Here is a 14,723-nt window from a genome sequence, read left to right as displayed (position 1 = left end):
TTTCAATAGGCAGCAAGGAACTAAAAGTAATTATAACCGCTGCAATAGTGGTCCAGTTTTGGAACGAAAAGAGCAAATGACGCAAATTTCATAAAAACTTTTGCTTCATCTTCAGATAAATTTCTAATTATATCTAATGTTCTTAATGAGTAGGACTTTGGTTGTTTTATTTCGCCAGCAAGAATTTTGCCCCATAATTCTTGCATTTCATCATTTGAAATTTCCTCCGCATAGTCAAAAAACCTTGTAGTCCAATCCTCATTTACAGGTTCATCAGAAACAGTTGTTTCTGCTTCTAAATTTGAAGCAGCTTTTTGCGTTATATTTTCAATATTATTCTGACGTTTTTGCTCTTTATATTCTAATCGATTTTTCGCCCTTTCTTCAATAGGTACTTCTTTCTGAAGAGCATTACCATCAAGAGAAAGTAAGCTCAGTTTATCTTCTGTGAATCCTATTTTTTTCAAATCTTGTTGATTATCTTTTATAGCTTCTGAAAGTACCTTGATTTCATATGCCCTTGCATCGGCAGTTTTTCTAATCAAATATGGGCTACTCAATGCTCCAACTCCTTGTGAGACAACCTTAATTAATTTCTGCAATGGTTTACTAAGTCCAGTTAAATCTTTTATTTCCATATTTGATAATAATAATATATAATTTCCGTAAAGATTCCCTTAATTCTAGGGTGCTGTTTTTAATGAATGCCAACGGTCTCGCTACATGGCGCTGAAAGGGAGAGTAATCCTTGCTTCTTTCCAAAATAAGCTGAGCCAAAGCGCTGTATTTTGTATTAACTTTTAATTCTAAGGCTAAATCAGCCTTTGGCGTTGTTTGCCGATGCAGTGCCCTTGCAAAATGCACTGATCCCCTTTTGCGCTATTGAAGCGTGTTAGACCTCGTTTTAATTCTAAAGATAAATGATTCATCGAATTCTAAACCAGCTCAGTCGCTGCTAAATTCGCGTTTCATCAATCTTATTCTTGTCTTTATCAATTTTTCAATCCATAAGTTACTGAATCACTGGATTATGTCGTCATTTAGTCCGAACTTGAAAAAGCTAATACTCAATTATGCAGTGAATCAATAGCTTCCCTTTAATTTCCGTGTCAGCTTTTTCAGTGTTTGAGTCAATGCCTACGCGTTTCATTGTCTTCAAGCCAGACGGGCTTTTCCTTTTTCCAACCATGAAAAAGGAAACAAAAAATCTCCGCTGCACCCCATCTTGCTAAAAATTTCTTCTGTCCGCTAAAACCAAAGAACTCATCCGTTTTCAACGGACTCAGACAGCTTTGGTTTGTTACGCTCCCAGTTCAAAATTTTCTTAACGCTGATGGGCTGAGGCGGTTCACCCAACAGCCAATGATTGCTGTCCTTTTAAATCTTGCGTTTTTGTGTCCCAAATGAGGTCTAACTCTTCTGTATCTGCATGCATATTGCCGATATATTTTCAATACCCACTATCAACAGGCCAATACTTTTGTGCTTAAGGTTATGGTTTTATCTAAAAACGGCATTTACCATTCTAATAAGCAAAATGATTTAAAGCTCATTTTGTTATAGAGTTGGTATTATTTCCGCTTAGGCAATGCTTAAAATTAAAATTATTTTCGAAATATGCATCCTTATGTTGATAAATGAATGACATTGACCAATCTTTAATGAGCATTAACCTCACATCAAATCTCCCTTCGCGTACTCATACCCCGATATCACTTCAAACGTTCCTCACATCACGCGTTAATATATCAATATCACGCCCTCAAAGTTCAATATCACACCCATGTAACACGATATCACGCCAAATGACCTCCATATCACATCAAACCAAAGGCATATCACGCACTAATATGTCAATATCACGCCCTCAAAGTTCAATATCACACCCATGTAACCTTATATCACGCCAGATGACCTCCACATCACATCAAACCAAAGGCCTATCACGCACAGCCAGGTAGTCATTCAATAAATCGGGTATACAAAAAAGGGTGAAGCTAAGGACTTACCAAAATACTCGAATCCCTAAGGGCGCTATAGCAGCGTGTTTGCAGGCAGGTATTTATTCATTGCAGTTGAGCATCGCCACCTTAAAACGCCCTGAAAGGCTGTAAAATGGGGTGGCTTTGTAAGTTCTTTGGCAAATTACTACCTACGGGCTGATTGTTGAGAGATGCTTTTACGGTCCTTAAATCTTCCCGTCTATTCCTTAGAACTTACAGAACAACTCCTTATGTATGAATTAGAATATTACAAAATGTAATATCAAGCTAATTGCGTGAGAGAGTAGCTCTTTTGCAAAATTAAGGTTTGTGTGTCGGCTAGTGCAATTTGCAAATGTGTTGCTAGTGCGATGGATAATCTTGTTTGCACGATGGCAAACGAAATTCCCATTTACACATAGCTTATTATTAAAACCACTCTGCCTACTTGCCTACAACTACAAAATATAGGCTCAATATGATATTTAGTGGGTAATACTCTTACTGTCATTCTGGGGTTTTCAACCCCAAACCCCGACTTCATTTTTTATTCGGAAGTGCTTGTCTTTTATATGTCCTCATAAATAACTAAGTAATTTCAAAGATGAAAAAACGCAAGCAAGAAAATCTTTGGCTACGCCTGCTTAAGCTCATAATGTAAGTTGCCATCAAGCGAAGTTATTGCATCCCAACCCACCGTCTGTAGTAGCTTACTTCATATTTTCTTCAAACAAATAAGGAAGCGTGATACAAATAACGTTTTATGGCATTTAGTATCTTCTACTGAACACTAAGCAACTTCCTTCTCCTCTCTTCACTTTCCACTCTTCACTCAAATAATTAACTACCTTTGCGCCATGCCACAAGATATAAGCATAACAGAGTACTTGAAATCATATACACACCTGCCTTTAATTGATGTTCGCTCACCAGACGAGTTTGAAAAAGGGCATATACCTCAGGCTATTAACATCCCGCTTTTTAGTAACGATGAACGAGCGCATGTGGGTACTGTGTATAAGCAGCAATCGCAGGAAGAAGCCATCAAACTGGGCTATGAATACGTCACACCAAAGCTTCAGTGGTTTATCGACGAATCGTTACAAGCAGCTCCCGATAAAAACATTATTATCCACTGCTGGCGGGGTGGTATGCGCAGTCATGCTTTTGCTCAACACCTAAAGGACAATGGTTTTAATGAGGTTTTTGTTATTGAAAAGGGTTATAAGTCCTATCGCCACGAGGCCTTGAATAATTTTGAGAAGGGCACACTTAATTTGCTGGGTGGTTACACCGGCAGTGGCAAAACACACATCTTACACAAGATTGAAGACTTAGGTCATCAGGTACTCGACCTCGAAGGACTGGCATCACACAAGGGCTCGGCCTTTGGAAACATCGGTATGGACAAGCAACCAACAACCGAGCAGTTCGAAAACAATATCTACTGGCAGTGGCGTCAATTTGATTTCTCACAACCCATCTGGATAGAAGATGAAAGCCCCAATATTGGCGATGTAAACATACCGATGCACCTGTTTCATAAAATGCGTGATTCGGAATTATTCTTCATCGAAATAAGCAAAGAAGAGCGTGCCCGTTTATTGGTTGATGAATATGCGCTTGGCGATAAAGAGAAGCTGGCCAACGGTATCAACCGGATATCAAAACGATTAGGCAACGATATAGCTAAAAAAGCCCATCAGCTGCTCGATGAAGATAATTTTTACGAGGTAGCCATATTAACATTGGGCTATTATGACAAGTATTACAAGCGAGGTGTTGATAAGCGCGAAGCAAAGCAGATACATATTATTCCTTTGCACAAGATTGATTTTACCAACAACGCAGAAACCTTAATCGAATATACCAAACAACATGTCTGAAGTTAAACTAACACAATATAGCCACGGTGCCGGATGCGGTTGCAAAATAGCACCATCGGTATTAACAGATATACTAAAGAGTAACATCACTCCCATTCACGACGAGAAGCTTATTGTTGGCAATAGCAGTCGCGACGATGCCGCAGTATACGATATGGGTGATGGCACAGCCATTATCAGTACCACCGATTTTTTTATGCCCATTGTTGATGATGCATTTACTTTTGGCAAGATAGCAGCCACCAATGCCATTAGCGACATTTATGCCATGGGTGGTCAGCCACTACTGGCCATTGCCATACTAGGATGGCCGGTTGAGAAACTATCGCCCGAAGTAGCCTCGCAAGTAATGGATGGCGGACGCCAGGCCTGCAAGGAAGCTGGTATTGTGTTGGCCGGCGGCCATAGCATCGATAGTCCTGAGCCTATCTTTGGATTAGCCGTAACTGGCCGTGTTGATTTAGATAAACTGAAGCGTAACGATACTGCCACTAAAGGCTGTAAACTCTACCTTACTAAACCTTTAGGTGTGGGCATATTATCAACCGCCCAAAAGAAAGGCTTGCTTAAAGAGGAACATGCTACCATTGCCCCTGAGTTAATGAGTCAGCTTAATAAACTGGGCCAGATACTGGCACCGGTTGAAGGTATCACAGCCATGACCGATGTTACTGGCTTTAGCCTTATTGGTCACTTAAGCGAAATGTGCGAAGGCAGTGGCTTATCGGCACATCTCAACTTCGCAAAAATACCAAAGCTAGCGATGCTACAGGAATACATCGACCAGAAATGCATGCCCGGAGGCACTACCCGTAACTGGCTTAGCTATGGAAAAGATGTTCAACTGGCTGATGAAGCTTTTAAAAACATACTGTGCGACCCTCAAACAAGTGGTGGCCTTTTAATTGCTGTTGAACCCAATGCCTGTACTCAGGTAGAAGCCATTTTAAAGGAAAATAATATTGAGCCAATTTGCTTTGGTGAATTACTTGAGCAGGATGAGAAACTTATTTATGTCGAGTAAATAGTTGAAATGTTGATGAGTATATAAGTTGAAGAGTTTAAAACGCTGAGTGCTAAATGCAGCTGCTGAGTTTGGTCGTTAAACTTTTCAACTCTAAACCCCAAACTCATCAACTCATAAGCTTTCATTTGAACATCTCTCCCAAAATCTGAACCACTTTAAAACAATTACTGCGGTGGATAGCCCTACATTTGTTTCAAACAAACGTTAAGTCACCATCATGCATAGGATCATCTTCATTGCAATAGCCATAATCAGTTTGGCATCATCCGAGTCAAGCAAAGCACAAAACAAGCAACCCAACATTATCATCATCTTAACTGACGACCAGGGAAGCGTTGACATGAACTGCTATGGCGCAAGTGATTTGCATACGCCCAATATGGATGCACTGGCCGCTTCGGGCGTTCAGTTTAATCAGTTTTATGTGGCAGCACCGGTTTGCTCGCCATCAAGAGCATCTTTACTAACAGGGCAAAATCCACATAAAGCAGGGTTACCGGGTAATGCCTCATCGAAAGAAGGACACAGTGGCATGCCAGGTGAGAAAATCACCATTGCCGAACTATTAAAAGATGAAGGTTACCAAACAGCACACATCGGCAAGTGGCACATTGGCTACACACCCGAAACCATGCCGCTTGGCCAGGGCTTCGATTATTCATTTGGTCACATGGGTGGTTGCATCGATAACTACTCGCACTTCTTTTACTGGAATGGTCCTAACCGACACGACCTGTGGGAAAATGGACAAGAAGTATGGCACGATGGCGAGTATTTTGGCGACCTAATGGCCAGCAAGGCCGATGATTACATCAAAAGCCATAAGGATAAGCCCTTTTTTATGTATTACGCCATTAACATGCCTCATTACCCGCTTCAGCCCAAAGGTAAATGGCGCGAGCATTATAAAAACATGCCGATGCCACGCCGCGATTATGCTGCATTTATATCAACCATTGATGAGTACATTGGCCAGCTAATGCACACACTTACAGAGGAAGGCCTAAGAGAAAATACAATCGTCATCCTTCAATCGGATCATGGCCATAGTAATGAAACCCGCACCTTTGGTGGCGGTGGCAGTGCCGGGCCATACCGGGGCTCTAAGTTCTCCTTGTTCGAAGGTGGCATTCGGGTGCCATCAATCATCAGTTATCCCGATAAAATAAAAAGCCAGCAGCATCGCGAGCAAATGGCTTTTAACATCGATTGGTTGCCAACAATTGCTGATTATTGTGGTATTAAAACGCTACCCGATGGTATTGAAGGAAAGAGCCTTCGCAAAGTCATCCATAAAAATAGCACAAGCGAGCACCAGCAATTTATTTGGAAGAGTGGTGGCAGCTGGGCCATCAGGCAGGGCGACTGGAAATTGTTGGGCTACCCGCAAGATAATAGTGGCAAAGGCAAACTAAACCCAGATGAAGACCTCTTGTTTTTGGCCAATATAGTACGCGATAATACAGAGATGACCAACCTGGCTGAACAATATCCTGACAAAACAGAGGAATTGAAAGCGGCCTATTTAAAATGGGAATTTGCTAATGTGGATGACATACCTAAAAAACGAAAAACGATTCAACACAAAGCTGTTGGTCGTAAAATAGAGTTAAGCACGCGTGCACATACCAAATACAAAGGCCATGGAGCCAGCACCCTTAACGATGGTAAAACGGGCACACGCTTTTACAACGATGGCAACTGGCTGGGATTTGAAGGCAACGATGCCGAAGCCATCATTGATTTTGGTGAGAGCATCGTCTTTAATGAAGTATCGGTAGGTGTTATGAATAATATTGAAGCATGGATTTTTGCCCCCGAATACATTGAAATCAGTTGGTCGGCCAATGGTAAAAACTATTCTACCCCTATTAAGCAAACTGTGGAACAAACGAATACGAATAACAACTTTAGTACACGAATCATTCAAATTAAACAAGAAGACATAAATACACGCTTTCTAAAGGTTAAAGTAAAGAACATAGGCATTTGTCCTGATTGGCACAATGGTAAAGGCGGTCCGGCCTGGCTCTTTATTGACGAAATTATTGTTAACTAACATTTCAGACATTCATACAACAAAAAGCACTGAATTTTAAAGGGTAAAAAAAAGATTGTATATTCAGTCGTCAAAAGAAAGTCAAACATATCCTTTTTAATGAAACCAGCTGTCAGGCTCCTTTTTATAATACACGTATTATTTTTAAGTAATACTTTATTGGCTCAACAAGCGCTTGATACTGTAGTTCTACAGTTAAAATGGAAGCACCAGTTTCAGTTTGCCGGCTTTTATGCAGCTATTGAAAAAGGTTATTACAAAGATGCTGGTATAGTTGTGAAAGTCAAAGAAGGGAATACTTCCATCAACTTTGTGAATGAAGTCATTAGTGGTAATGCCGATTTTGGAATTGAATCGTCGAAACTGGTTATTGCCCGTAATAATAATTTCCCTGTTGTTGCATTAGCTGCCATCTTTCAGCATTCGCCTGAAATTATCTTAACCAGAAAAGATGCTGACATCCGTAATATTGAAGATCTAAAAGATAAACGCATTTCACTGGGTCAAAATGGTCTGGCATCACCCAAGGCCCTGCTAAATAAGTTTAGTATACCTGAAGACAAACACATTTACGGCAGCTCTATTGGTTATGTAAATGACTTAATACAAGGCAATACCGATGCCATTGCCACCTATATTACCGATGCCCCTTTTATGCTTGAGCAAGCAGGCGTTGAACCGTTAATATTTAAGCCTCGCTCCTATGGTATTGATTTATATGGCGACATCCTGTTTACATCACAACAAATGGTTGAGGAAAAACAAGAGCTCACCGAGCGTTTCGTAAAAGCTTCTTTAAAAGGTTGGGTTTACGCCATGGATAACAAAAGTGAAATTATCGATCTCATTATTAACAAATACAATTCTAAGGCTTCGAGAGAGCTATTGCGCTTCGAATCTACCATGATGGAAGATTTAGTAATGCCTAAGTTAATTGAACCGGGCCATATGAATCCCGAAAGATGGCGATACATTGCCGATACTTTTGTGGAAATTGGACAACTTCAACCTCTATTTTCAATTGATGGTTTTTTATTAGAGGATTATCAACTTTTTAATAACCGACGAATAAAACAGGCATTTTATTTTCTCATGGTTATTGTGGCCGTATCTCTAATTTCATTGCTTGTTTTCTTTCTGTTTAACCGTCGATTGAAAAAAGCGGTATTGCAACGTACAAAAGAACTATCGTCGGCCAATAATAATTTAACCAAAGAGGTAGGCCGAAGGCAGGTGGTCCATGCGAACCTGACACTTAGTGAAGAACGGTTTAAGTTATTATTTGAAGATTCCCCAATTTCACTTTGGGAAGAAGATTTTAGTCAGACAAAACAAATGATTGATGCCATCAGTACAAAAGGGGTATCAGATATTGAGCATTATATACGCAATCATCCTGAATTTGTAAGAGCATGTGCCGGGAGTGTGCGCATCAACAACATAAACAAAGCCACCGTGCAATATATGGAGGCCGAAAACAAGGAAGAAATACTTAATAATGTTAATGAGGTATTTAATGAACATGCTTTAAAAGACTTCGCTGAAGAACTGATTACCTTCTACAATGGCAAAATGCTTTACGAAACCGAATCAGAGCACATTACTTTTAAGGGCAATAAACTTCATGTTTCAATTACGGTTAAAATACCCAATGGCTATGAAGAAACATGGAGCAAGGTAATTGTATCTTTAATTAACATTACCGATTTAAGAAACACCACGGATGAACTCAAATTCACTGAGGTGCTGCTACGCCAACAAAATGAAGCTCTCAAAGGCATCAATGAAGAACTTAAAAAGTCGAAATTAAAAGCCGAAGAAAGTGATCGACTAAAAACAGCGTTCCTTTCCAATATGAGTCACGAAATACGAACACCAATGAATGGTATCATTGGCTTTACCGATCTGTTAAAAGATGATGATATTAATAATGGCGATAAGGAACGTTATTTGAGTATTATTGAAGAAAACTCACAGCAGCTATTGCGTATTATATCGGATATTATTGATATTTCTAAAATTGAAGCATCGCAATTAAAAATCACAAAGACACACATTAATATTAATCAGCTATTTGAGCACCTTCTGGATATTTTCAAATTACGTATTATCCGACTCGATAAGGAGGATGTACACTGTCATTACAATATCCATTCACAACTTCCTGAAGAGCTAATTATCAATAGTGATATAACACGACTAAGACAAGTACTTACTAACTTGCTTGAAAATGCTGTTAAATTCACCGAACATGGCGATATCGAGTTTGGAGCTTACCCTTCTGATGACAAGGAAAATTTGATATTCTACGTGAAAGACACTGGTGTGGGCATTAAAAAAGAGCGTGTATCCCAAATATTCGACCGTTTTTTTAGAGAAGAAGAACGCTTTGGGGCTAATTTAGGAGGAACAGGATTAGGCTTATCAATCGCAAAAAACCTGGTTGAACTATTGGGCGGTAAAATTGGCGTTGAAAGCACACCTGGTGAAGGAGCCAAATTCTATTTCACCCATCCATATAAATTACCTTAATCAATTATCTTTTCTGTGCCGAACGGTTAACTTAATCATAGCCTCCAATTGCCAAAGAATAATAAACAAGGTTAATGCCAGTACCGGATATTTTAGCACTTGCAGTTCGAAACCACCCAGGTTTACTTGAATCATTGGCAGACTAACACTTAAGACTAAGCCGAAAATAGAACCAAAAAGGAAAAACAGCCACGACAACTTTAGGTTTTTAGATATCACACGCTTTCCATGTAGTTCGGTTTTAACGCGTGTCATCATTTTATTTTCAAAATCTGAAAATGGCATCTCCAGGCGACTTTCCTGTAATAAGGACTTTAACCGTGTATCTTTCAATTCATCCATCCGTTTGTCAGTTATCAGATTATTAATCGCGATTCATTCTTTAATAAAGTATTGAGGTATGAATAAAAACTCTTTCGTGCCCGATGGATAACCACCTTAACTTTACTATTTGACCATCCTGTCACATCTTTTACTTCACTGAGTGACAATTCCTCAAGATAAAACAAGCGAAGTGCTAAACTCTCATTGGCCGACATCAATTTAAGGGCTTCATTAATAAAATACTTGCGTTCGTCTTGTTCCAAAGTATCCAGATGGCTTTCGTCAATTGATTCTTCAACAGCTACCAAAGGTTCATTCTTCCATTTCTTTTCCTTTTCGAGCTTTCGAAAAGCAATGTTAATAATGATGCGATAAAACCAGGTACTGAATTTCGACTGCATTTTAAAGGTATGCATCTTCTCAAAAGCGTTCATAAAAGCTTCTTGCGATACTTCTTCGGCCAAAAACTCGTCTTTTACAACAGAAATAGCAATAGAAAAGGCCATGTCTTGATACCGCCTGATAATATAGCGGTAGCCTTGCTCATCGCCTTCTATCACTTTTTTGATGTAAATTTCTTCCACTATTGGGCTTTCTTTTTATCGGTAAAATGAGCGAGTATCATTCCAAAACCTCCAAATAGAACTGTCGAACCAAAAACAAACGGTTCATCAATACTACGTAAACTATTTGGAAGAACAGCGTGTGTCATTACAAACCCAAACATTAAACCGAACGCAATACCAACTAACAATAAACCCAATTTTAACCAAGGGAAGGAAAATCGAAAACCTCTACGTTCCGGTTTTTTAGCGTAGAAATTACTGGCATCGGCCCCTTTTTCAATAAGTAGCGTGCGCTCTTTGGTGCGAGCCTGCAGGTAATAATACCAAGAGAAAAAAGCGGCAGCAAAGAATCCAAGCCAACCAAACATTATTGTAACATCTTCCATAATCCTATTATTTATTTGTTTCTCTACTGAGATACAAGATAGGAAAGAAAGGTTACAGACTTTTTTAAAAATTTAAAATATTGAATCAATCACTAGTCGACCTGATAGTACCATCCAGGCAAATATGGAGAAAAAAGCACCCAGCAAACCATAAAAAACTCTGGCTCCGGTGCGTCCCATCAATTTAATCATCACCTGAGCTCGGCGTTGCTTAAAAAACCACTCCCAGTTGCTTATAGCTGCTACAAATATTAGGGCTCCAACGCCCATCATGAGGTAAAACAATACGTCTGTATTCATAGGTGCGAAATTAGCTAAACATTTTTTCAATCTTCACAAAACTTGATGGCATGGCAAACAATACCACCTTATCATGTGGTTCAATCTCGGTATCTCCGCTCGCAATAATAGCTTTTTCACCTCTTATAACACCACCTACATTTACATCTTTTGGCAAACTCAATTTACGTAAAGGCCCCTTGGTTATCTTTGAATCGGGCTGTGCAATTAGCTCCAGCACTTCTGCATCGGTGGCAGTTAAACATTTCACATGCGACACATGAGCTCTTAAGGTATATCGATAAATGTGACTGGCCGCTATGAGCTTTTTATTGACCAGTGTACCAATTCCAATATTCTCAGCCAAGTCAATATAATCAATATTCTCAACCTCAGCCACAGTCTTTTTAACACCCATCTTTTTAGCTAGCTGACAAGCCAAAATGTTTACCTCTGAATTGCCCGTTACGGCCACAAAAGCATCCATCTTTTTAATACCCTCATCTTTCAACAACTCCAAATTACGACCATCTCCGTTAATCACAAGTGTATCAGCCAGTAAATCTGCCAGGCGAGCCGCTTTTTCTTTATCTATTTCAATGAGTTTGATACTATAATTACCTTCTAGTTTTTGAGCGACTTTCTTACCAATTCGACTCCCTCCAAGAATCATTACATTCTTGATTTCGAACTGTTTCTTACCGGCATCCTCCATCACCTGCTTCACAGCAGACTTAGTGGTGATAATATACACCAAATCATTGTGTTGCAACGTCTCTTTACCTCTTGGGATTATGGTTTCACTATCTCGGTTAATGGCCACTATATTGTACTCCTGATTTTCGTACATGGCCGATATTTCTGCCAGTGTTTTATTAACGATACGTGCATTATCACGCACCTTTAAGGCAAACATAACCAACTTACTACCTGTAAATTCATACATCTGGCGAGTACCCACCTGCTTTAATGATGCATATACTTCTTTTGCAGCCAGTTGCTCTGGATAAATAAGTTCATCAATACCAAGTTTACCGAAAAACTCTTTATTCTCTTCTAGTAAATATTCATAGTTATTAACACGGGCTACGGTGGTTTTTGCCCCAAGCTGTTTGGCCAAAATACAAGATAGTATGCTCATATCCTGATAAGGAGGAACCGCAATAAACAAGTCGCACGATTTTACATTCGCTTCACGTAAATCTTCGATGGATGAAATGCTTCCAACAATGGTCATTAAATCAAAGTGAGAATCAATTTGCTTTAATTTCTCATCATCTTCATCCATCAATATAACATCGTGGTTAGCTGAACAAAGCATTTTAGCCAAATGCGTTCCAACCTCTCCTGCCCCTGCTATAAATATTCTCATAACGTTTAATGTTCTTTATTACGACTTGCTGCCTGATAAAAACATCGCAAATTAATAGATAATACCACAAAATCTCCAAAAAAAATGGATTTAAATCACCTCAGTTTTCAGTTTGTTACAAAAAGCACACCATCTTTATTAACATCATGCACATTGTCAATGTACTGCGAATGTCCTTTTAGCCAAGTGCGTTTATGATACCAAGCCCAACCACTGGGTAATACCAACTGCTGCACCCGCATGCTTTTTCTTATTTGTTCAATGGTCATATTCGGTTTATCCAGTAAAATCAGTTTGTCAATATGGCAGGAGTTGAGCTTAAAATCCCATTCTGCATTTTCTGGTACAATAACAATCTTTTCCTTACCTATAAGGTTAACAATGGGTTGTGCATTCTGTTTACTATTAACTACGACTAGCTTGATGTTCGAACTGGCATTACTATAGGCCCATAAACCACTAAACGCAAAATCCAGTTCCTTTGCCGATAAATGAGTGCTCGAAAAAACAGTACTTTTACCATTGACAATATAATTTACAACGCTTTTACCTTGTACATTTGCTACATATAAAATCTGATTAGGAACTGTTAGGTTTCTAAGATGAATACTACTTACAGTTAATATTAACGTTACCAGCAACCACCTCAGATACCTGATAAAACGATACTCGAGAAACACCAATAGAAGTATAACAGATAGATAAATAACAAATATCTGCCAGCTGGTGATGTATAGATTAGTAATGTTCGAATAAGGTAAACCATCAACCCAAAGTGCCACGTGATGCATAAATGCTAACATATCACCCAATGCCGGAGTCAATAATTGTAATGCCATTTGAGAAAATGATAATATTGAAGCCATAATGGCTAATACTAATATTGGCGTTACTATCGGGATTAACAATACATTTGTAATAATAAAATAAAGCGGAAAACCATAGAAGGCATAAATACTGATTGGTAACGTGCCGATTTGAGCAGCTATTGAAACCGCCACAATGGACCATAACCACCTAAATGGTGGAAATTTAAACTGAAACCACTTAACTATTTTGGGATAGAAGCAAACAATTGATGCTACGGCACAATGACTTAACCAAAAGCCAATATTAAAAAGAGATAAGGGTTCAATCAATAATATAATAAACATGGAGGCTCCTAATAGATTGAAAATGCCGGTTTTTTGTTTTGAGATTCGCCCTATTTCAAGTATTGTAAACATTAAACTTGCTCTTAATACCGAAGGAGAGAAGCCGGTGATAAATGCGTAAATCCACAAAATTAAAATCACCCCAAAGGCTACCCACAACTTGTCTTTTTTTAAACCCATTGTAGCCACTAATCCGATAATCAGCATATAAATAATCCCTACATGAAGTCCGCTAACAGCCAACAAATGCATAGCGCCGGCATTGGAAAAAGCCACCTTTTGCTCATAAGATAAACGGCTTTTGTCACCAAGGTATAAAGCATTTAAAATAGCCAAATGGGCATTTGCCAATCCGGCTTCAGTAAACTTATCTCTTAAATACTCCTTTAATAGTGAACTAGTTATAAATAAATCCCTTGCTGTAGCGCCATTTTTTTGAACCTGAAATTGACTGACTATAAAGCGAAAGGCAATTCTTTGATTTCGGAGATAGCCACAATAATCAAAATTAAACTGACTATCAGGACTCGTAAAAGGTATGAATCGGCCGCTAATGTAGAATACTTCTCCAGCCTTTAATGCTGCGGTATCTTTTCCTAATGGAATAAAAACGATACCTCGATTACCAACGTACTGACTTAATGAATCGCTTACTACTCCCTTTAGATAAACTTCGAATTTGTGGTTCTTTTCTGTTTTACCGATTGCTTCAATTAACTGTACCTTCAACTCCGTCTTTTCATTGCTTGAAATAATTGTTGGGAACCTCAACTGCATGTACAACATTGCAAAGAAGAAAGTAAAAAGAAATACCGCTAATCCAGTTGTATAGCGATATCTATACAATGCCTGCTTTTTTAGCCAATAAATAACAAAGCAAAAAAACACGAATAACAGAGAACTAACCAGCAACAGCAAGTCGGTTTCTATAATTAATGCAGAGGAAATGTACAGGCCTGCAACAACAGGAATGACAACTCGAAGAAAAGGTGATCTTTTAAGAAATAGGCTAAGCATAGGTTTTATATCAATAAAAATAAATTTATGATATCCCAGGCTTAATATCAAGGAGTATTATGAATTGGAGTTACCCCATTTTTTTAAGTAAATCCAAAAGTTAGCTGAGATTCCTTTCTTTGCTTATATGCCTTGGGTT

Annotated in this window: 11 protein-coding genes; 4 read left to right on the top strand and 7 right to left on the bottom strand. The window is 38.8% G+C overall.

Features of this window, described 5'->3' with window-relative positions:
• Positions 1-20: 20 nt before the first annotated feature.
• Complete coding sequence (locus JIV24_RS20930; RefSeq protein ID WP_200467039.1) at positions 21-638, bottom strand: DUF2806 domain-containing protein; 618 nt, start codon at positions 636-638, stop codon at positions 21-23.
• Positions 639-2,839: 2,201 nt separating this feature from the next.
• On the opposite strand from JIV24_RS20930, the gene mnmH reads away from it, so the two are divergent.
• The 4 genes from mnmH (at position 2,840) to JIV24_RS20910 (ending at position 9,486) form a co-directional block, all read left to right on the top strand.
• Positions 2,840-3,868 (top strand): tRNA 2-selenouridine(34) synthase MnmH, encoded by a 1,029-nt coding sequence (mnmH, locus tag JIV24_RS20925; RefSeq protein WP_200467038.1) that lies wholly within the window; start codon positions 2,840-2,842, stop codon positions 3,866-3,868.
• A complete protein-coding gene (gene selD / locus JIV24_RS20920; RefSeq protein ID WP_200467037.1) occupies positions 3,861-4,892 on the top strand; it encodes a selenide, water dikinase SelD in 1,032 nt (343 codons plus the stop codon). Before mnmH ends, selD begins: the two co-directional genes overlap by 8 nt.
• A gap of 220 nt (positions 4,893-5,112) precedes the next feature.
• Positions 5,113-6,954 (top strand): sulfatase family protein, encoded by a 1,842-nt coding sequence (locus JIV24_RS20915; RefSeq protein WP_200467036.1) that lies wholly within the window; start codon positions 5,113-5,115, stop codon positions 6,952-6,954.
• A 99-nt stretch (positions 6,955-7,053) separates the two neighbouring features.
• Complete coding sequence (locus JIV24_RS20910; RefSeq protein WP_200467035.1) at positions 7,054-9,486, top strand: ABC transporter substrate-binding protein; 2,433 nt, start codon at positions 7,054-7,056, stop codon at positions 9,484-9,486.
• Here JIV24_RS20910 and JIV24_RS20905 read toward each other — a convergent pair whose 3' ends face one another.
• From JIV24_RS20905 to JIV24_RS20880, 6 genes are all read right to left on the bottom strand, one after another.
• On the bottom strand, positions 9,487-9,828 hold the full coding sequence (locus tag JIV24_RS20905; RefSeq protein ID WP_200467034.1) for a hypothetical protein: 342 nt from the start codon (positions 9,826-9,828) through the stop codon (positions 9,487-9,489).
• A 14-nt stretch (positions 9,829-9,842) separates the two neighbouring features.
• A complete protein-coding gene (locus JIV24_RS20900; protein WP_200467033.1) occupies positions 9,843-10,394 on the bottom strand; it encodes an RNA polymerase sigma factor in 552 nt (183 codons plus the stop codon).
• Entirely contained in the window at positions 10,394-10,762 is a 369-nt protein-coding gene (locus JIV24_RS20895; RefSeq protein ID WP_200467032.1) for a DUF6249 domain-containing protein, read from the bottom strand. Before JIV24_RS20895 ends, JIV24_RS20900 begins: the two co-directional genes overlap by 1 nt.
• A gap of 72 nt (positions 10,763-10,834) precedes the next feature.
• Positions 10,835-11,062 carry an immunity 17 family protein gene (locus tag JIV24_RS20890; RefSeq protein ID WP_200467031.1) on the bottom strand — a complete coding sequence of 76 codons (228 nt, stop codon included), beginning with the start codon at positions 11,060-11,062 and terminating at the stop codon, positions 10,835-10,837.
• Positions 11,063-11,072: 10 nt separating this feature from the next.
• Positions 11,073-12,413 (bottom strand): Trk system potassium transporter TrkA, encoded by a 1,341-nt coding sequence (trkA, locus tag JIV24_RS20885; protein WP_200467030.1) that lies wholly within the window; start codon positions 12,411-12,413, stop codon positions 11,073-11,075.
• Positions 12,414-12,520: 107 nt separating this feature from the next.
• Positions 12,521-14,584: a ComEC/Rec2 family competence protein gene (locus JIV24_RS20880; protein WP_200467029.1), complete on the bottom strand. Its 2,064-nt coding sequence runs from the start codon at positions 14,582-14,584 to the stop codon at positions 12,521-12,523.
• Positions 14,585-14,723 lie beyond the last annotated feature (139 nt).

Origin of the sequence: Carboxylicivirga marina, assembly GCF_016612505.1 — a bacterium.
Lineage (GTDB): Bacteria > Bacteroidota > Bacteroidia > Bacteroidales > Marinilabiliaceae > Carboxylicivirga > Carboxylicivirga marina.
Note: the sequence above shows the minus strand (reverse complement) of the source record. Positions and strands in the feature narration are given on the sequence as shown.

Excerpts from the sequence above, each read along its gene's own strand:
- JIV24_RS20930 (WP_200467039.1), bottom strand. The coding sequence starts at position 638 with ATGGAAATAAAAGATTTAACTGGACTTAGTAAACCATTGCAGAAATTA.
- mnmH (WP_200467038.1), top strand. The coding sequence starts at position 2,840 with ATGCCACAAGATATAAGCATAACAGAGTACTTGAAATCATATACACAC.
- selD (WP_200467037.1), top strand. The coding sequence starts at position 3,861 with ATGTCTGAAGTTAAACTAACACAATATAGCCACGGTGCCGGATGCGGT.
- JIV24_RS20915 (WP_200467036.1), top strand. The coding sequence starts at position 5,113 with ATGCATAGGATCATCTTCATTGCAATAGCCATAATCAGTTTGGCATCA.
- JIV24_RS20910 (WP_200467035.1), top strand. The coding sequence starts at position 7,054 with ATGAAACCAGCTGTCAGGCTCCTTTTTATAATACACGTATTATTTTTA.
- JIV24_RS20905 (WP_200467034.1), bottom strand. The coding sequence starts at position 9,828 with ATGGATGAATTGAAAGATACACGGTTAAAGTCCTTATTACAGGAAAGT.
- JIV24_RS20895 (WP_200467032.1), bottom strand. The coding sequence starts at position 10,762 with ATGGAAGATGTTACAATAATGTTTGGTTGGCTTGGATTCTTTGCTGCC.
- JIV24_RS20890 (WP_200467031.1), bottom strand. The coding sequence starts at position 11,062 with ATGAATACAGACGTATTGTTTTACCTCATGATGGGCGTTGGAGCCCTA.
- trkA (WP_200467030.1), bottom strand. The coding sequence starts at position 12,413 with ATGAGAATATTTATAGCAGGGGCAGGAGAGGTTGGAACGCATTTGGCT.
- JIV24_RS20880 (WP_200467029.1), bottom strand. The coding sequence starts at position 14,584 with ATGCTTAGCCTATTTCTTAAAAGATCACCTTTTCTTCGAGTTGTCATT.